Raw genomic sequence first — 16,789 nt, forward strand, 5'->3', positions numbered from 1 at the left:
GGTCACAGGTGTACCGGTTGGGTCACGCGTTCGCGCAACACGTGCTCGAAGTGGCTGGGGTCGTGGGCCTGCAACAAGCTGGCTTCACGCGGCAAATGGAAGTCCCACAAGCGTGAGACCCAAAACCGCAAAGCACCGGCACGCAAGGTGGCGTTGAACAGCTGGCGCTCTGCGGCAGTCAGTGGGCGCACGGCTTGGTAGGCCTTGACCAGGGCTTGCATTTTTTCGGGGTTGTGGCGGCCATCTGTTGACGCGTCATGGTCAATGCACCAATCGTTGATGCACACAGCCAAGTCAAACAACCAGGTGTCCACACCTGCGAAATAAAAATCAAAAAAGCCGGTCAATTCGGGCGTATCGAGGGGGCCATCAAACATCACGTTGTCGCGGAACAAGTCGGCATGCACCGGGCCACGGGGCAGCGCGGTGTAAGCCGATGAAGCCGCCACGTGGTGCTGGTAGGCCAATTCCGATTGAATCAAGGTGGACTGTGAGGCATCTAAAAACGGCAACACCACAGGCACGGTCTGCGCCCACCAGTCCAGCCCACGCAAATTGGGTTGCTCACGCGCAAAGTCGCGCCCTGCCAGGTGCATGCGTGCCAGCATGTCGCCCACTGCCGCACAGTGGATGGGGGTGGGTGCCAGCTCGCTTTTGCCGCGCAAACGGTTCACCACGGCGGCAGGCTTGCCTTGCACGGTGAGCAAGATGTCGCCGTGGCGGTCAGACACCGGGTCTGGCACCGGAATGCCACGCTCAGCCAAATGCTTCATCAGGTACAGATAGAAGGGCAGTTGCGCGTGGGTGAGTCTCTCAAACAGGGTCAGCACATAAGCGCCTTCGCTGCTGGTGAGGAAGTAATTGGTGTTTTCAATCCCGCCTTGGATGCCCTTGAGTTCGACCAATTCACCCAGCTTGAGTTGTGTCAGCAGATCTTGCGCGGTGGACTCGGAAACTTCGGTGAAAACAGCCATGACGGGTTGGGGGATGAAAAGTATCTGAATTGTAGTGGTCGCCCTTGCGGGCCCCCGCTGGACGCCAACAACAGGCCATGGGCACGGCACAATCGCGGCATGTCAGAAAACAAGACCTTGCTGCTGGTAGACGGTTCCAGCTACCTCTACCGTGCTTTCCATGCCATGCCCGACCTGCGTGCCGTGCCGGGTGATCCCACCAGTGCCGCCACCGGCGCCATTCGCGGCATGATCAACATGATGCAGGCCTTGCGCAAAGAAGTGCCCACCCAATGGGCCGCCTGTGTGTTTGATGCCAAGGGCCCGACCTTTCGCGATGCCATGTACCCCGAGTACAAAGCCCACCGCTCGCCCATGCCCGACGACTTGCGCAGCCAAATTGAGCCCATCCATCAGATGGTGCGCATGCTGGGCTGGACCGTGCTGGATGTGCCGGGTGTGGAGGCCGATGACGTGATCGCCACCTTGGCGGTGACGGCTGCTCAGCAGGGCATGACGGTCGTGGTCTCCAGTGGTGACAAAGATCTGAGCCAATTGGTGAACGAACACATCACCATCATGGACACCATGAACGGCAAAAAACGCGACGTGGCGGGCGTGACCGCCGAGTTCGGCGTGCCGCCGAGTTTGATGATCGACTTTCAAACCTTGGTGGGCGACACCGTGGACAACGTGCCCGGCGTGCCCAAGGTCGGCCCCAAAACAGCCGCCAAGTGGCTGATGGAATACGGCTCGCTCGACGCCTTGCTGCAAAACGCCGATGCCATCAAAGGGGTGGCCGGGGAGAACTTGCGCCAGGCCCGCGAATGGCTGGTCACGGGTCGCCAGTTGGTAACCATGAAAACTGATTGCGATTTGTCAGACCATGTGCCGGGCTTGCCGGCGCTGGACGCCCTGCATTTGGCTGAGCCTGACAAGCCTGCGCTCAAAACCTTTTACGAAACCTATGGCTTCAAAGGCCTGGCGCGTGCAATGGGGGAGGCACTTGCCAGCCCTTGGGCAAGTGCGGCAGACACACACAGCTCAGGCGCAGGCGATCAGTCGCCGGGTGGCAATTTGGGTTTGTTTGACGAGCCAGCGCCCACGCCTTCGCAAGTCACCACCAAGTCCTATGACTGCGTGCTCAGCTGGGAGTTGTTTGATGCCTGGTTGACCAAAATTCAAGCCGCTGAGTTGGTGGCGTTCGACACCGAAACCACCTCGCTCGACGCCATGCGCGCCGAGGTGGTGGGCTTGAGCTTTTCTGTGCAGCCCGGTGCCGCCTGTTACATCCCACTGGCGCACAGCTATGGGGATGCACCCACGCAGTTGCCCCTCAACGAAGTGCTGGCCAAACTCAAACCCTGGTTTGAAAACCCCGACGCCAAAAAGCTGGGCCAGCACATCAAGTACGACCGCCACGTCATGGCCAACCACGGCATCGAGGTGCAAGGCTATGTGCACGACACCATGCTGCAAAGCTATGTGCTGGAAGTGCACAAGCCGCATGGCTTGGCCAGTTTGGCCGAACGCCATGTGGGCCGCAAAGGCTTGAGTTACGAAGACCTGTGCGGCAAGGGCGCACACCAAATTCCGTTTTCCCAAGTGGATGTGGCACCTGCCACCGAGTACTCGTGCGAAGACTCGGACATGACGCTGGAGGTGCACCAAGCCCTGTGGCCGCGTTTGCAAGCCGACGACAAGCTGCGCTTTGTCTACGAGCTGGAAATTGCCAGCAGCGAAGCGCTCTACCGCATTGAACGCAACGGTGTGTTGATCGACGGGCCCACCTTGGCGGCGCAAAGCCATGCTTTGGGCCAGCGCATTGTGCAACTTGAAGCTGAGGCCTATGAGATTGCTGGGCAACCGTTCAACTTGGCCAGCCCCAAGCAGTTGGGCGAAATCTTTTTTGACAAGCTCGGTTTGCCCGTCGTCAAAAAAACCGCCACTGGGGCGCGCAGTACCGACGAAGAAGTGCTGGAAAAACTGGCCGAAGACTACCCATTGCCTGCCAAGATTTTGGAGCACCGCTCCTTGAGCAAGCTCAAAGGCACCTACACCGACAAGCTGGCGCAGATGGCGCTGCCGCGTACCGGGCGCGTGCACACCCATTACGCACAAGCGGTGGCGGTGACGGGACGTTTGTCCAGCAACGACCCCAATTTGCAGAACATCCCCATCCGCACCGCAGAAGGTCGCAAAGTGCGCGAAGCCTTTGTGGCCCCTGCTGGCAGCGTGATTGCCAGTGCTGACTACAGCCAAATCGAGCTGCGCATCATGGCGCATTTGAGCGACGACGAGGCCTTGGTCAAAGCTTTCCATGACGGCTTGGATGTGCACCGTGCCACGGCTGCCGAGGTGTTTGGTGTGGCGGTGGACCAGGTGAGCACCGAACAGCGTCGCTATGCCAAAGTCATCAACTTTGGTTTGATCTACGGCATGAGCGCCTTTGGCTTGGCCAAGGCACTGGGCATCGACAACACCGCTGCCAAAAACTACATCACCCGCTACTTTGAGCGCTTTGCCGGTGTCAAACGCTACATGGACGACACCCGCGCGCAGGCCAAAGCACAGGGTTATGTGGAGACCGTTTTTGGCCGTCGCTTGTATCTGCCTGAAATCAACAGTCCCAATGGCCCGCGCCGCGCGGGGGCAGAGCGGGCGGCCATCAACGCGCCCATGCAAGGCACGGCGGCAGACCTGATCAAGCTCAGCATGGTCAAGGTGCAACAGGTGCTGGACGCGCAACACCGTTCGATCAAAGTGATCATGCAAGTGCACGATGAACTGGTGTTTGAAGTGCCCGAGTCAGAAGTGGATTGGCTCAAGACCGAAGTACCACGCCTGATGGCCGAGGTGGCACAGCTCAAAGTGCCCTTGCTGGCGGAAGTGGGCGTGGGTCGCAATTGGGACGAGGCGCATTAGAAACAATTGCTTGCTATTGCGTTTCAACTGAATAGGCCTGAATACGTACCCCTAATGCATGCATGACTTTCAGCATGGTGTCAAAGCGTGGTTTTGAGCCAGCCCTCAAAGCTTTGTAGAGACTTTCGCGTCCCAAGCCTGAATCAATTGCGACTTGCGTCATCCCACGTGCCTTGGCAATGTCTCCAATGGCCAAAAGCAGCAAGTCGGTATCGCCGCTTTCAAAGGCAAGGTTAAGGTATTGGGCAATCATGTCCTCGCTGTCAAGATAGCTTGCAGCATCAAATTCAATGGTCTTGCTCATCGACGTATTCCTTTGCCAGTTTGAGTGCGCGTGCAATGTCTTTCGCTTGGGTCGATTTATCGCCGCCTGCCAAAAGCAAAATTAACTTTTGGTTGCGTCGTGAGAAATAAACCCGATACCCCGGTCCGATGTGAAAGCGTAATTCAGCCACGCTGTTTTCGAGTTGCTTGAAATCGCCCAAGTTACCTGCTTCGATGCTCTTGAGTCTCAACACAATCGCAGCTTTTGCTCGAATATCTTTGAGCCATTTCACAAATTGAGGTGTTTGTGAAATTTGGTAAATTGTATCCACTTGGATACTCCTTGTCTTTGGCTTGTGTGTTCGTGAAGAACTCTAAAAAGACAGTTCCATGGGTGCTGAGGGTGCGACTTACAAAGTCCCTATGATTCACCCATGACGTTGCTTTCTATTCTGGTCGGCACTTTGGTCGCTGGCATGGGCAGTGTGTGGCTGGCCGCTTTGCTAGCCTATGCCTTGCTTTCTCGTTTCACCCAACACTTGTTGAGCTTGGCGGCGGGCGCTTTGCTGGCCACGGCTTTCATGCGCTTGTTGCCCGAGGCGTTCGAGCAGTCGGTGTCGGCAGGCGTGTCGGCACAGGCCTTGTTTGCGGTGTTGCTGGTGGGCTTGGTGTTTTTCTTTCTGCTCGACAAGGCCGAGTTGTGGCACCACGGACATGAACACCACCAAGCTGAGTCACAAGCAGAAGTCCACAGCCATGACCCCCACGACGCACACCATGGCCATGTTCATCCACATGCACATGCAGCACATGCCGGTGCAACGCACGACCATGGCCATCACCACGCACACGGCGGTGGGTGGGCGGTGTTGTTGGGCGACAGCGTGCATGCGTTTGGCGACGGCATTTTGATTGCGGCTGCTTTTGTGGCCGATTGGCGTTTGGGCTTGGCGTCTGCGGTGGCCGTGATGGCCCACGAGGTGCCCCACCATGTGGGGGACTTGGTGGTGTTGCGCCAAACCTTGGCCACACCGCGTGCGGCCTTGTTCAAACTCTCACTGGCCGGTGGTGTGACGGCCATTGGCGGTCTGGTGGGCTATTTGCTGGTGGGGGCCATGCACGAGTACCTGCCGTACTTTTTGGTGGTGGCTGCCAGCAGCTTCATCTATGTGGCGCTGGCCGACTTGATTCCGCAATTGCAAAAGCGCCTGAGCCCTGCGCAAACTGCCGCGCAAGTGGCGTGGTTGTTTTTAGGCATGGGCTTGGTGGCCTTGCTGGGCGAGTTGGCACAGCACTGATCGCGCAGGCCGCGCCTTCGATCGGGTTGTGGCCGACCCCGCGCTGCCACTCAGTGGCTTAGCCCCTGGCCACGGGCAAGCCAGGGGTGGTGCACCACTCGCTCCAGCTCCCGGCATACAAGCCGCTGCCACCCAACCCTGCCACTTCCATGGCCAACACATTGGGCACTGCGCTCACACCGCTGCCGCAGTGGTGCACCACACCTAGGGGCGTGCGCCCATCCAACAGAGCCACAAATTCTGCGCGCAACACCTCAGGTTTTTTGAAAAAACCTTGTTCGTCCAGGTTGCTGTTGAAGGGCCGGTTCAGCGCACCTGGAATGTGGCCTGCCACGGGGTCGATGGGTTCGACCTCGCCACGGTAACGCGGGGCGCCTCGGGCGTCGATCAAGGTTTGTTGCGGCACATCCAGTCGACTTGCCACGGTGGGGGTGTCGACCAAGGTCACCAACGGCGCATGCAAGGCGAAGTGAGACGGTGTGGGGGTGGGCGCGACGCCTGACGCGGTGGCACCGCCCGCAGCTAGCCAAGCTTGCCAGCCGCCATCAAGCACCGCCACGGCGTCGTGCCCACACCATTTGAGCATCCACCACAAACGGCCACAGTAGTTCATGCCGTTGCGGTCATACACCACCACTTGCATGTCGTTGGTCAAGCCAATGCTTTGTAACCATTGGGCAAATACTTCACGTTTGGGTAAGGGGTGGCGTCCACCGTTGACCGCGTGGGCAGCGTCTTTGGCACTCAGGTTGTCATTCAGGTCGGCGTACAACGCACCCGCAATGTGCTGCTCTTGAAACTGTTGCGGTCCTACGGCGGGTTGCATCAAATCGCAAGTGCAGTCGATCACCATCACGGGCGCATGCTGCGACTGCAAGGTTTGCAACTGGGTCACGCTGATGAGGGTGGTGTACATGGTGTCTCCTGGATGGTTTCAGTGTTCTTCTGCGGGTGCGTTGGGCGCTGCGCGGGCACGTAGCAAGGTGGCCACCATGCCACTGGCCACGATCAAGGCCATGCCAGCCCAGCCCATGAGCGGAATGTCGTCACCAAACAGCAGCAAGCTGTAGAGTGCCGCAAACACAATGCCCGAGTATTGCAAATTGGCAACCACCAGGGTTGCGCCCTGGCTGTAAGCGCGTGTCAAGCACAGTTGACCCAGTGACGCAAACACACCAACAGGCAGCAGCCACACAGCATGTTGCCAGTCCCAGGCAGAGACGCCATCAAACACCATCACGCCGCCGCCCGCCACCGCAGTTCCGATGGCAAAGTAAAACACGGTGCGTGTTTCCGGTTCACCCACACGGCCCAACGCCATGACTTGCATGAAGGCAAATGCGGCGACAAAGCCAGACATCAAACCGATGAGGCCGGCAAAGATTTGGTTTTGGTCGATGGTGGGGCGCAGCATCATCACCACCCCGGCAAAACCGGTCAGCACGGTGACGGCCAGCGGGCCTTGTGACCATGCGCTTTGTCCATCTTGGGGGTTCCAGTTGAGCAAGGCCCCGCCCACCAAAAAGGCCGCCACCCACACACCACTCATGTAATTGAGGGTCATGGCCGTGGCCAAGGGCAGGTGAGCAATGGCATAAAACCAAGACCCCAGCGACAACACGCCCACCGCCGAGCGCCACACATGCATGCCCGGATAACGCGTGCGCAACGAGATGCCTTGTTGCTTGGCAATGACAGCCAAAAACACGATGCCGACCAAGCCACGGTAGAACACCAGTTCAGCCGGGCTGAAATAGGCGGATGCAAACTTCACACACACGCCCATGGTGGCGAAGAAGGCTGCGCCCAGCAGCATCCACAGGGCCTGCATGGACGTTACGCGGTGGTGAAGTTCAGCTTGCCGCGGTACCACTCGTGGAAGTGCTGCATACCGTCTTCCATGGGGCTTTGGTAGGGGCCTACTTCGTTGTCGCCGCGTTGCATCAAGGCCTTGCGACCTGCGTCCATGCGCTCTGCAATTTCGTCGTCTTCAATGCACGTTTCCATGTACGCGGCTTGTTGTGCTTCCACAAATTCGCGCTCAAAAGCGACGATCTCTTCGGGGTAGTAAAACTCCACCATGTTCAGCGTCTTGCTGGGGCTGATCGGGTGCAGTGTGGACACGGTCAGCACGTGGGGATACCACTCCACCATGATGTGCGGGTAGTAGGTGAGCCAAATGGCGCCTTGCTCGGGCAGCTGACCGTTGCGATATTTCAGCAGCACGTCATGCCACTTTTGGTAGGTGGGCGAACCGGGCTTGCCAAAACCGCTGGACACACCCACGGTTTGCACCGAGTAGTTGTCTTTGAATTCCCAGCTCAGGTCATCGCAGGTGACAAACTGGCCCAGTCCTGGGTGGAAGGGCCCCACGTGGTAGTCCTCTAGATACACCTCAATGAAAGTTTTCCAGTTGTAGTTGCACTCGTGCAATTCCACGCGGTCCAGCGCAAAGCCTGTGAAGTCCAGCGCAGCGCGTGGCCCCATGTGGGCCAGGTCCGCTTCGATGTCTAAACCGTTGTCTTCAAACAGCAGGCCATTCCACTCCCGCAGTTTGTAGTTGTTGAGGTTCAGGCACGGATCGTGGGAGAAGTGCGGGGCCCCCAACAATTGGCCAGAGGGCGAATAGGTCCAGCGGTGCAGAGGGCACACGATGTTGCCACCGGCTGCGCCCACGCCTTGTGTGTTGAGTGAGCCACGGCCTTTGAGCATGACAGCTTGGCGGTGACGGCAGACGTTCGAGATGAGCTCGATGCCTTGCTGTGAGCGCACCAAAGCACGCCCTTCGCCTTCGTGCGGAAGCGCGTAGTAGTCGCCCAATTCGGGCACAGCCAATTGATGGCCCACATAACGGGGCCCGAGCTGAAAGATGGTCTCCAGTTCACGCTGAAACAGCGCTTCATCGAAGTAACTGGTAACTGGTAGTTGGCTAGATGCCTGCTGCAGTTGAAGACTTAAATCAGACATGGGGGACCTGACCTAAAGACTCCCCACAGGGAGGTGGTATGACAAAAATAAATCAGCCCATAGGCTGATTAGAGAAGCACCATTGTACCTTTCGGGGGCAGGCCCTCTCAGAGAGCCGCCTAAAATACACAGCTCTTTGACCTTTCTCACATTAGAAAGCCCGTACCGCATGCCCAAGGCAACCCCTACCACCCGTGCAGACACTGCGCCTGCCAGCTACGAAGCGGCTTTGAAAGAGCTGGAGAGCTTGGTCCAACACATGGAGTCCGGGCAAATGCCGCTGGCCGAGTTGTTGTCGGGTTACCAGCGTGGCGCTGAACTTTTGGCTTACTGTCGCGCCCAACTTGATGCTGTCGAGCAGCAAATACAGGTGTTGGACAACGGGGTCATGAAACCTTGGACGGCGACTTGAGCACCATGCGCATCTCTACAAACAACGCCTTCGATTTAGATGCCTGGAGTGACCAAGCGCTGACTCGTGTGGAGCAAGCCTTGTCGCTGTGGATCAGCCCCCAAGCCCCGGCGGGTTTGGGCGAAGCCATGCGCTACGCCGTGTTGGATGGTGGCAAACGTTTGCGCCCCTTGCTGGTGTTGGCTGCACGTCAAGCCGTGGCAAACGATGAGCCCCACTTGGGGTTGGACGAGGCGGCCTTGCGCGCGGCATGTGCGGTTGAACTGATTCATGCGTATTCCTTGGTGCACGACGACATGCCCTGCATGGACAACGACGTGTTGCGTCGTGGCAAACCCACGGTGCACGTCCAGTTTGGCGAAGCCCAGGCGCTGTTGGCGGGGGACGCTTTGCAAGCCTTGGCGTTTGAGTTGCTCACGCCTGAGTCCTTGACCATTGACGACGCTGTGCAAGCCCGTTTGTGCCGTTTGCTGGCACGTGCGGCAGGGCACGCTGGCATGGCCGGTGGCCAAGCCATTGACCTGGCCAGCGTGGGCTTGAGTTTGAATGAAGACCAGTTGCGCCAGATGCACCGCCTGAAAACCGGTGCGTTGCTGGAAGCCAGCGTGCTGATGGGGGCGGCTTGTGGGCGTCCCAGCGTCGAGGCTATTCAAGGTTTGCAGCGTTACGGTCAGGCCTTGGGCCTGGCCTTTCAGGTGGTGGACGACATCTTGGATGTCACCGCCGACTCGGCCACCTTGGGCAAAACTGCTGGCAAAGATGCTGCCAATGACAAACCCACCTATGTCTCACTGCTGGGGTTGGCGCGCGCACAAGCCTACGCCAATGCCTTGCTCGACGAGGCCTTGACCGCCTTGACTGCCAGCCAATTGACCCACACCCAAGCGCTGGCGGCACTCGCTCAGCGGGTGGTGAACCGGAATACCTGACCCCTATGTCTTCTTTGTTGTCCACCATCAACTCTCCCGCCGATTTACGGGCTTTGCCGCGTCAGCAATTGGGCACGCTGGCCGATGAGTTGCGCAGTTATCTGTTGCACAGCGTGGCCAAAACCGGTGGGCACTTGAGCTCCAACTTGGGCACGGTGGAGTTGACGGTGGCGTTGCACTACGTGTTCAACACGCCCGATGACCGCGTGGTGTGGGACGTGGGTCACCAAACCTATCCGCACAAAATTTTGACGGGTCGTCGCGAGCAGATGGCCTCTTTGCGTCAACGTCATGGTTTGAGCGGTTTTCCTAAGCGAGATGAAAGCGTGTACGACGCCTTTGGCACGGCGCATTCTTCCACCAGCATTTCTGCTGCACTGGGTATGGCGTTGGCCTCGCAGCAAAAAGGTGAGCAACGCCACGCCATTGCCGTCATCGGCGACGGTGCCATGACGGCGGGCATGGCCTTTGAAGCGCTCAACAATGCGGGCGTGAGCAATGCGCGCTTGTTAGTCATCTTGAACGACAACGACATGTCCATCAGCCCGCCTGTGGGCGCACTCAACCGCTACTTGGCGCAACTCATGAGCGGGCGTTTTTATGCCGCAGCCAAAGAAGTGGGCAAGCAAGTGCTCAAAGGTGCGCCGCCGCTGTTTGAGTTGGCCAAACGTTTTGAAGAGCATGCCAAAGGCATGGTGGTGCCTGCCACCTTGTTTGAAAAATTTGGTTTCAACTACATCGGCCCCATCGATGGCCATGACTTGGACTCTTTGATCCCCACGCTGGAAAACATCAAACACTTGGAAGGCCCGCAGTTCTTGCACGTGGTCACCAAAAAAGGCCAAGGCTATGACTTGGCTGAGGCCGACCCCGTCGCCTACCACGGCCCCGGCAAGTTTGATCCTGCTGTGGGCTTGACCGCACCTGCCACACCCGGCAAAACCACCTTCACGCAGGTGTTTGGTCAGTGGTTGTGTGACATGGCCGAACAAGACCCGCTGCTGGTGGGCATCACACCGGCCATGCGCGAAGGCTCGGGCATGGTGGCGTTTCATCAGCGCTTTCCCGATCGCTATTACGACGTGGGCATTGCCGAACAACACGCCCTGACTTTTGCGGCCGGTTTGGCCTGTGAAGGCGTCAAGCCGGTGGTGGCGATTTACTCCACCTTTTTACAGCGTGCCTACGACCAGTTGATCCATGACGTGGCCTTGCAAAAGTTGCCCATGGTGCTGGCGCTGGATCGTGCGGGCATTGTGGGCGCTGACGGTCCGACCCATGCAGGTTTGTACGACATTGCATTTTTGCGTTGTATTCCCAACGTGAGCATCGCGTGTCCGGCTGACGAAAACGAATGCCGTCAGTTGCTCACCACCGCTTACCAGCAAGACCACTGCGTGGCCGTGCGCTACCCGCGCGGCGCCGGGGCCGGTGTGCCTGTGCAAGCTGGTTTGAATGCACTGCCTTTTGGCAAAGCTGAAGTTCGACGTCAGGGGCAACGCATTGCCATCTTGGCCTTTGGCACTTTGCTATACCCCGCCTTGCAAGCAGGAGAAGCACTGAACGCCACGGTGGTCAACATGCGTTGGGCCAAGCCGTTGGATATTGATTTATTGGCGCAAATCGCAGCCAACCATGAGGCCTTGGTCACAGTGGAAGAGGGTGCACTGATGGGCGGCGCAGGCTCTGCCGTGTTGGAGGCTTTGCAGCAGTTGCAACTCCTCAAGCCCGTGCTGACATTGGGCGTGGCTGACGTCTTCACAGAGCATGGAGACCCAGTGAAGTTGCTGGTTGAACTGGGCTTGGATGCTGCCGGTATCCAAGCCTCCATCACCCAGCGATTTGGAAAATGACGGACTGCGGCTTGATGCCTTTTCACGTGGCGTGAAGTTTTTTTCAACGCCATCTGTCTCTGGTAGAAACCCGCACGAAGTCGCGCGAGCGACTGCATACAATGCCCCATCCTTTAGGCGAGCCTCTCAGAAGCGAAGCCTGTTCAGGATCTGTTGTAACAACTCAAGGGAGTCTTCATGGACCGTCGTTCCGTTATTAAAAACGCAGGTATTGCAGGTATTTTGGCAGCCGGTGCTGCTCCCGCAGTGCATGCACAAGCCGCCATCCGTTGGCGTTTGGCTTCGAGCTTTCCCAAGTCGCTGGACACCATCCATGGTGCTGCCGACACGTTTGCCCGTGCCGTCAAAAACATGTCAGGCGGCAAGTTTGAAATCTCGGTGCACGCTGCTGGCGAAATCATGCCTGCCTTTGGTGTGGTGGATGGTGTGCAACAAGGCTCCATCGAAATGGCGCACACAGCCCCTTACTATTTCTTCGGTAAGGACGAAACCTTTGCCTTGGGTTGTGCCATTCCTTTCGGCCTGAACAGCCGTCAAATGACCGCCTGGATGTACGAAGGCAACGGCTTGAAGCTGATGCGCGAGTTCTACGCCAAGTACAACATCGTCAACTTTCCTGGCGGCAACACGGGCGCTCAAATGGGTGGTTGGTTCCGCAAGGAAATCAAATCGGTGGCAGACCTGAAAGGTTTGAAATTCCGTATCGGTGGCTTTGGCGGCAAAGTGCTCGAGCGCTTGGGCGTGGTGCCCCAAAACATTCCAGGCGGAGACATTTACCCCGCCCTGGAAAAAGGCACCATCGACTCTGCCGAGTGGATTGGCCCTTATGACGACTTGAAGCTGGGCTTCAGCAAAGTGGCACCGTTCTACTACTACCCAGGTTTCTGGGAAGGCGGCCCTGAGCTTGACTTCTTCATCAACGACAAAGCCTTCAATGCTTTGAGCCCTGAGTACAAAGCCATTGTGGAAGCTGCTGCGGCACAAGCCCACACGGACATGCAAGCCAAGTACGATGCACGCAACCCTGGCGCCTTGAAGCAATTGGTGGGCTCTGGCACCAAGCTGCGCGAGTTCCCCAAAGACGTGATGGCAGCCAGCTTCAAAGAAGCCATGGCCTTCTACGAAGAGCTGTCTGCCAAGAACGAAAACTGGAAGAAGGTCTACACAGACTATTCCAAATTCCGTGGCGATCAGAACCTGTGGTTCCGTTTCACTGAAGCGCGTTTTGACGCATTCATGCAAGCACAAAAGCTGTAACCAGCCTTTTAGCTGACCAAAAAAACCGCGCTCTCGGGCGCGGTTTTTTTATGCGTGGGTGTTGAACTTCACATCTGGCGAAATGCTTTGAGTTCCGCAGACAGGCGCTCGCACTCAGCCAAGACCGTGACGTCTGTCACATAGAACACGGCGAACTTGCCCACCAAGGTGCGTACGTACAAGCGTGGCGCCATGAACCATTCCAAGCCACGAATGCGAATCAGCTTGGCAAATGCCAAGTCATCAAACGCCATGTGTTTGTCCCAGATCCAGGTTTGATGAATGCCCTGCGCATCGATGCGGACACGGCTTTGCAGCACATGCCACGCGGTCCAGGCCAGCAAGGCCCACGCCACGATGAACCAGCCAGCGGCTTTCAACCCAGCCACGCCTGTGTCACCGCCAAATTTGCCTTGTTGCCACAAGCTCAATAGCCAATAGGCAGAGCCCAACACGATCAACCCGGTGAGGGTTTGAAAGCTGCGTGAAAACGCGGCCCCCTCCAGCACCTCGGGGTGCGGTTGAAAGTGGAAAGGCGCGATGCCTGGTTTGGTCTGCGGCTCAACAGAGGCAGGCGAGTGAGTGTCGTGGTTCATGGGTTACCAAGAAAAAGCCCCTCACGGTTGGACCGGAGGGGCTGGAGAGAGGGAGACGATTTATTTTTTGAACAAGTCGTCGATCTTTTTCTGCTCATCGGCAGCATTTTCCGCAGCCGACGGCTTGCTGCCATCGAGCTTGAGTTCGGCTTCTGGCACTTCTTGTTCAGAAGGCATGTCGATCACCACTTTGTCGAGGTCCACCTTTTCTTCTTTGTCCAAGAACATGGTGACGGTTTCAGGCACAAAGATCACGATCACGACCAAGATCAATTGCATGATCACCCAAGGAATGGCACCCATGTAAATGTCGTTCGAGCGCACGGGTTTTTCAATGCGACCTTCTTTGAACAAGGTGTCGGCAATGCCGCGCAGGTAGAACAGCGCAAAACCAAACGGCGGGTGCATGAAGCTGGTTTGCATGTTCACGCACAACAGCACGCCGAACCACACCATGTCGATGCCCATTTTTTCGGCCACGGGCCCGAGCATGGGCAAGATGATGAAGGCGATTTCAAAGAAGTCGAGGAAGAAGGCCAGGAAGAAGATGAACACGTTCACCACCACCAAAAAGCCCACTTGACCGCCGGGCAAGCCCGACAGCAAATGCTCCACCCATTTCGCACCATCGACGCCTTGGAACACCATTGAGAATACGCGTGAGCCGATCAGGATGAACACCACCATCGCCGTCAGGCGCATGGTGCTGTGCATGGCTTCCCAAATCAGGTCTTTGTCCAAGCGCTTGTGCATGGCCGCCAAGACCAAGGCACCCACGCAGCCCATGGCCCCTGCTTCGGTGGGGGTGGCGATGGCAGTGTTGATGCCAGGCAGTCCGCCCATCGAGCCCAACACGGCAAAAATCAAGAACGCGGAAGGAATGATGCCGCGCAAGCACTTGGCCCACAGCGCCCAACCGTTCAAGGTGCGTGCTTCTTTGGGCACGCCGGGCACGTACTCGGGTTTGAGCAGTCCCAAGCCAAAGGTGTAGAGCGCGAAGATGCCCACTTGCATCAGCGACGGGCCCCAAGCCCCTTTGTACATGTCGCCTACTGAGCGGCCCAGTTGGTCAGCCATCACCACCAACACCAGCGAAGGCGGGACCAATTGTGTGATGGTGCCCGAGGCCGCCAGCACGCCGGTGGCGTAACGCATGTTGTAGCCGTAGCGAATCATCACGGGCAAGGAGATCAAGGCCATGGCAATCACTTGACCCGCCACAGTGCCGGTGATGGCGCCCAAAATGAAGCCCACGATGATCACCGAGTAGCCCAGGCCGCCTTTGACGGGGCCAAAGAGCTGACCCATGGAGTCGAGCATGTCTTCGGCCAGGCCGCATTTCTCAAGAATGGCCCCCATGAAGGTGAAGAACGGAATGGCCAGCAGCAAGTCGTTGCTGAGAATGCCAAAAATGTTCAAGGGCAGATTGGCCATAAAGCTGGCGGGAAACCAGTCCATGCTGATGGCGAAAAAGCCGCAGGCCAGACCTAGAAAGGACAGCGAGAAAGCGACCGGGAAGCCAATCAACATGGTGAGCACAAGGCCCACAAACATGATGGGTGCGAAGTTTTCCATTTGCATGATCGTGTGTCCTTTATTGCACCGGCTTTTCGTAGTGCGTGTCCATTTCAAACTTGCCTTGCAAGTAAGCCACGCGCTTGATGATTTCACTCACACCTTGCAGGAACATCCACGCAAAGCCCAACGGCAGCAACAACATGGCGGGCCAGCGGATCAGGCCCCCAGCGTTGCTGGACATCTCGTTGGTGACCAACATTTTCAAAAACAAGGGAAAGCTCAGGTAGGTCAAGGTCACCATGACAGGCAACAAGAACACAACCAAACCCAACAGGTCGATGTAGACCGGACCCTTGCCTTTGAGCTGGCCGTAAAAAATGTCAACGCGCACATGCTCGTTGAGCTTGAGCACCAAAGGTGCACCCAACATCACCGTGGCTGCAAACAGATACCACTGAATTTCGAGCCAGCCATTGGAGCTGACATCAAAGCCATAACGAATGAACGCATTGCCCGCAGAAATCAAGGCTGCTGCCAGCACGGTGAATGCGGCCACATGCCCAAACTGTTGACTCGTCTTGTCAACACCCAATGCAAATTTAAGAAGTTTTGACACGTTGTGTCTCCATTTTTTGCCAACCGGCGATCCTACCAATTCTTGGCATCTGGCTGAATACTTCAGGATGAACTTTCACCCTGTATTTGTGAAATTACTTCAATCTGGCGTCGGGTTTACCCGTTGACGCGTAAGCCGCTGCCTGCTTGAACTGTGCCAATCACGCGGGCTTGTTCGAAGCCGCCTTGCTGAAAAAGTCCCAACACATCGGCGACGGCTTCGGGGGCACAACTCACCAGCAAGCCGCCGGAAGTTTGGGGGTCACTGAGCAGCGCTTGGTCAGCGCTGGCAAAACCGCTGGGCAGTTGCACTTCGTGGCCGTAGCTGGCCCAGTTGCGGCCCGACGCGCCCGTGATGAAGCCTTGCTCGGCCAAGGCACGTGCCCCCGCCACCAATGGGACAAGTTTCCAATCGATCGTGACTTGGTTGTGTGCGCCGCGTGCGATTTCCAAGGCATGACCGGCCAAGCCAAAGCCCGTCACGTCCGTCAAGGCATGCACCCCGGGGTGCTTGGCCAAGGCAATGCCCGGTCGGTTGAGTTGGGTGGTCAAGCGGATCATGTCTTGGTAGCCGGCTGCGCTGAGCGCTTCTTTCTTGAGTGCGGCAGACAAAATGCCCACACCCAGAGGTTTGCCCAGCACCAACACGTCGCCCACTTGTGCGCCGTTGTTGCGCTTGACCTGAGAGGGGTGGACCAAGCCCATCACCACCAAACCGTAAATCGGCTCCACCGAGTCAATGGTGTGTCCGCCTGCGATGGGAATGCCTGCGGCATGGCACACGTCTTGACCGCCTTGCAAGATGCGGCCAATCGTTTCAACGGGCAACACATTCACCGGCATACCGACCAAGCCCAGCGCCATGATGGGGGTGCCGCCCATGGCGTAAACGTCGCTGATGGCGTTGGTGGCGGCAATGCGGCCAAAGTCATACGGGTCGTCCACGATGGGCATGAAGAAGTCGGTGGTGGCGATCAACGCCTGCTCATCGTTGAGTTGGTAGACCGCCGCATCGTCGGCGGTCTCAATGCCCACCAGGAGTTGCGGGGGCATCACAAAACCGGTGCTGTGCTGCATGCTTTGCAAGATGTCGCGCAGCACGGCGGGGGCAATCTTGCAGCCGCAGCCGCCGCCATGCGACAGCGAACTCAAACGGGGGACAGGGGGTGGGGTGAGGGAGGGGGGAGAGGCAACCATGCCCC

General features: G+C 57.7%; 16 protein-coding genes. 6 read left to right on the forward strand and 10 right to left on the reverse strand.

Features of this window, described 5'->3' with window-relative positions; translation table 11 throughout:
• Nucleotides 1-2: 2 nt before the first annotated feature.
• On the reverse strand, nt 3-974 hold the full coding sequence (locus B9Z39_RS00310; RefSeq protein ID WP_108300346.1) for a homoserine kinase: 972 nt from the start codon (nt 972-974) through the stop codon (nt 3-5).
• Nucleotides 975-1,073: 99 nt separating this feature from the next.
• Here B9Z39_RS00310 and polA point away from each other — a divergent pair, with 99 nt between their 5' ends.
• Nucleotides 1,074-3,878, forward strand: a complete 2,805-nt coding sequence (gene polA / locus B9Z39_RS00315; RefSeq protein WP_108300347.1) for a DNA polymerase I — start codon at nt 1,074-1,076, stop codon at nt 3,876-3,878.
• Between the two features lie 13 nt (nt 3,879-3,891).
• Here the strand turns inward: polA and B9Z39_RS00320 are convergent, their stop codons facing one another.
• Both B9Z39_RS00320 and B9Z39_RS00325 read right to left on the reverse strand, forming a co-directional pair.
• On the reverse strand, nt 3,892-4,182 hold the full coding sequence (locus B9Z39_RS00320) for an addiction module antidote protein (RefSeq protein ID WP_100147028.1): 291 nt from the start codon (nt 4,180-4,182) through the stop codon (nt 3,892-3,894).
• Nucleotides 4,166-4,474: a type II toxin-antitoxin system RelE/ParE family toxin gene (locus B9Z39_RS00325; protein WP_369823320.1), complete on the reverse strand. Its 309-nt coding sequence runs from the start codon at nt 4,472-4,474 to the stop codon at nt 4,166-4,168. Before B9Z39_RS00325 ends, B9Z39_RS00320 begins: the two co-directional genes overlap by 17 nt.
• 102 nt (nt 4,475-4,576) lie before the next feature.
• Between B9Z39_RS00325 and B9Z39_RS00330 the strand changes: the two genes are divergently transcribed.
• The gene (locus B9Z39_RS00330; RefSeq protein WP_108300348.1) at nt 4,577-5,440 is read left to right on the forward strand and encodes a ZIP family metal transporter; all 864 of its coding nucleotides are present in this window, start codon (nt 4,577-4,579) and stop codon (nt 5,438-5,440) included.
• A gap of 58 nt (nt 5,441-5,498) precedes the next feature.
• Here B9Z39_RS00330 and B9Z39_RS00335 read toward each other — a convergent pair whose 3' ends face one another.
• From B9Z39_RS00335 to B9Z39_RS00345, 3 genes are read right to left on the reverse strand one after another with little or no spacing between them, the layout of a single operon-like run.
• Nucleotides 5,499-6,356, reverse strand: a complete 858-nt coding sequence (locus B9Z39_RS00335) for a sulfurtransferase (RefSeq protein WP_100147026.1) — start codon at nt 6,354-6,356, stop codon at nt 5,499-5,501.
• 18 nt (nt 6,357-6,374) lie between these two features.
• A complete protein-coding gene (locus B9Z39_RS00340; RefSeq protein ID WP_108300349.1) occupies nt 6,375-7,271 on the reverse strand; it encodes a DMT family transporter in 897 nt (298 codons plus the stop codon).
• A 5-nt stretch (nt 7,272-7,276) separates the two neighbouring features.
• Nucleotides 7,277-8,407: an aromatic ring-hydroxylating dioxygenase subunit alpha gene (locus B9Z39_RS00345; protein ID WP_108300350.1), complete on the reverse strand. Its 1,131-nt coding sequence runs from the start codon at nt 8,405-8,407 to the stop codon at nt 7,277-7,279.
• Nucleotides 8,408-8,576: 169 nt separating this feature from the next.
• Between B9Z39_RS00345 and B9Z39_RS00350 the strand changes: the two genes are divergently transcribed.
• From B9Z39_RS00350 to B9Z39_RS00365, 4 genes are all read left to right on the forward strand, one after another.
• Nucleotides 8,577-8,819, forward strand: a complete 243-nt coding sequence (locus tag B9Z39_RS00350; RefSeq protein ID WP_100147023.1) for an exodeoxyribonuclease VII small subunit — start codon at nt 8,577-8,579, stop codon at nt 8,817-8,819.
• A gap of 5 nt (nt 8,820-8,824) precedes the next feature.
• Nucleotides 8,825-9,748: a polyprenyl synthetase family protein gene (locus B9Z39_RS00355; RefSeq protein ID WP_108300609.1), complete on the forward strand. Its 924-nt coding sequence runs from the start codon at nt 8,825-8,827 to the stop codon at nt 9,746-9,748.
• A gap of 5 nt (nt 9,749-9,753) precedes the next feature.
• Entirely contained in the window at nt 9,754-11,601 is a 1,848-nt protein-coding gene (dxs, locus tag B9Z39_RS00360; RefSeq protein WP_108300351.1) for a 1-deoxy-D-xylulose-5-phosphate synthase, read from the forward strand.
• Between the two features lie 177 nt (nt 11,602-11,778).
• Nucleotides 11,779-12,858, forward strand: a complete 1,080-nt coding sequence (locus B9Z39_RS00365; RefSeq protein WP_100147021.1) for a TRAP transporter substrate-binding protein — start codon at nt 11,779-11,781, stop codon at nt 12,856-12,858.
• Nucleotides 12,859-12,926: 68 nt separating this feature from the next.
• Here the strand turns inward: B9Z39_RS00365 and B9Z39_RS00370 are convergent, their stop codons facing one another.
• From B9Z39_RS00370 to selD, 4 genes are all read right to left on the reverse strand, one after another.
• On the reverse strand, nt 12,927-13,454 hold the full coding sequence (locus tag B9Z39_RS00370; RefSeq protein ID WP_108300352.1) for a hypothetical protein: 528 nt from the start codon (nt 13,452-13,454) through the stop codon (nt 12,927-12,929).
• Between the two features lie 60 nt (nt 13,455-13,514).
• The gene (locus B9Z39_RS00375; protein ID WP_100147019.1) at nt 13,515-15,035 is read right to left on the reverse strand and encodes a TRAP transporter large permease subunit; all 1,521 of its coding nucleotides are present in this window, start codon (nt 15,033-15,035) and stop codon (nt 13,515-13,517) included.
• Between the two features lie 13 nt (nt 15,036-15,048).
• Entirely contained in the window at nt 15,049-15,588 is a 540-nt protein-coding gene (locus tag B9Z39_RS00380; protein WP_100147093.1) for a TRAP transporter small permease subunit, read from the reverse strand.
• 116 nt (nt 15,589-15,704) lie between these two features.
• Nucleotides 15,705-16,784: a selenide, water dikinase SelD gene (gene selD, locus B9Z39_RS00385; RefSeq protein WP_100147018.1), complete on the reverse strand. Its 1,080-nt coding sequence runs from the start codon at nt 16,782-16,784 to the stop codon at nt 15,705-15,707.
• Nucleotides 16,785-16,789 lie beyond the last annotated feature (5 nt).

The sequence above is a fragment of the Limnohabitans sp. JirII-29 genome, from assembly GCF_003063395.1.
In the GTDB taxonomy this organism is placed as follows: Bacteria; Pseudomonadota; Gammaproteobacteria; order Burkholderiales; family Burkholderiaceae_C; genus Limnohabitans.

Excerpts from the sequence above, each read along its gene's own strand:
- polA (WP_108300347.1), top strand. The coding sequence starts at position 1,074 with ATGTCAGAAAACAAGACCTTGCTGCTGGTAGACGGTTCCAGCTACCTC.
- B9Z39_RS00310 (WP_108300346.1), bottom strand. The coding sequence starts at position 974 with ATGGCTGTTTTCACCGAAGTTTCCGAGTCCACCGCGCAAGATCTGCTG.
- B9Z39_RS00335 (WP_100147026.1), bottom strand. The coding sequence starts at position 6,356 with ATGTACACCACCCTCATCAGCGTGACCCAGTTGCAAACCTTGCAGTCG.
- B9Z39_RS00320 (WP_100147028.1), bottom strand. The coding sequence starts at position 4,182 with ATGAGCAAGACCATTGAATTTGATGCTGCAAGCTATCTTGACAGCGAG.
- B9Z39_RS00370 (WP_108300352.1), bottom strand. The coding sequence starts at position 13,454 with ATGAACCACGACACTCACTCGCCTGCCTCTGTTGAGCCGCAGACCAAA.
- dxs (WP_108300351.1), top strand. The coding sequence starts at position 9,754 with ATGTCTTCTTTGTTGTCCACCATCAACTCTCCCGCCGATTTACGGGCT.
- B9Z39_RS00345 (WP_108300350.1), bottom strand. The coding sequence starts at position 8,407 with ATGTCTGATTTAAGTCTTCAACTGCAGCAGGCATCTAGCCAACTACCA.
- B9Z39_RS00365 (WP_100147021.1), top strand. The coding sequence starts at position 11,779 with ATGGACCGTCGTTCCGTTATTAAAAACGCAGGTATTGCAGGTATTTTG.
- selD (WP_100147018.1), bottom strand. The coding sequence starts at position 16,784 with ATGGTTGCCTCTCCCCCCTCCCTCACCCCACCCCCTGTCCCCCGTTTG.
- B9Z39_RS00355 (WP_108300609.1), top strand. The coding sequence starts at position 8,825 with ATGCGCATCTCTACAAACAACGCCTTCGATTTAGATGCCTGGAGTGAC.
- B9Z39_RS00330 (WP_108300348.1), top strand. The coding sequence starts at position 4,577 with ATGACGTTGCTTTCTATTCTGGTCGGCACTTTGGTCGCTGGCATGGGC.
- B9Z39_RS00375 (WP_100147019.1), bottom strand. The coding sequence starts at position 15,035 with ATGCAAATGGAAAACTTCGCACCCATCATGTTTGTGGGCCTTGTGCTC.
- B9Z39_RS00350 (WP_100147023.1), top strand. The coding sequence starts at position 8,577 with ATGCCCAAGGCAACCCCTACCACCCGTGCAGACACTGCGCCTGCCAGC.
- B9Z39_RS00340 (WP_108300349.1), bottom strand. The coding sequence starts at position 7,271 with ATGCAGGCCCTGTGGATGCTGCTGGGCGCAGCCTTCTTCGCCACCATG.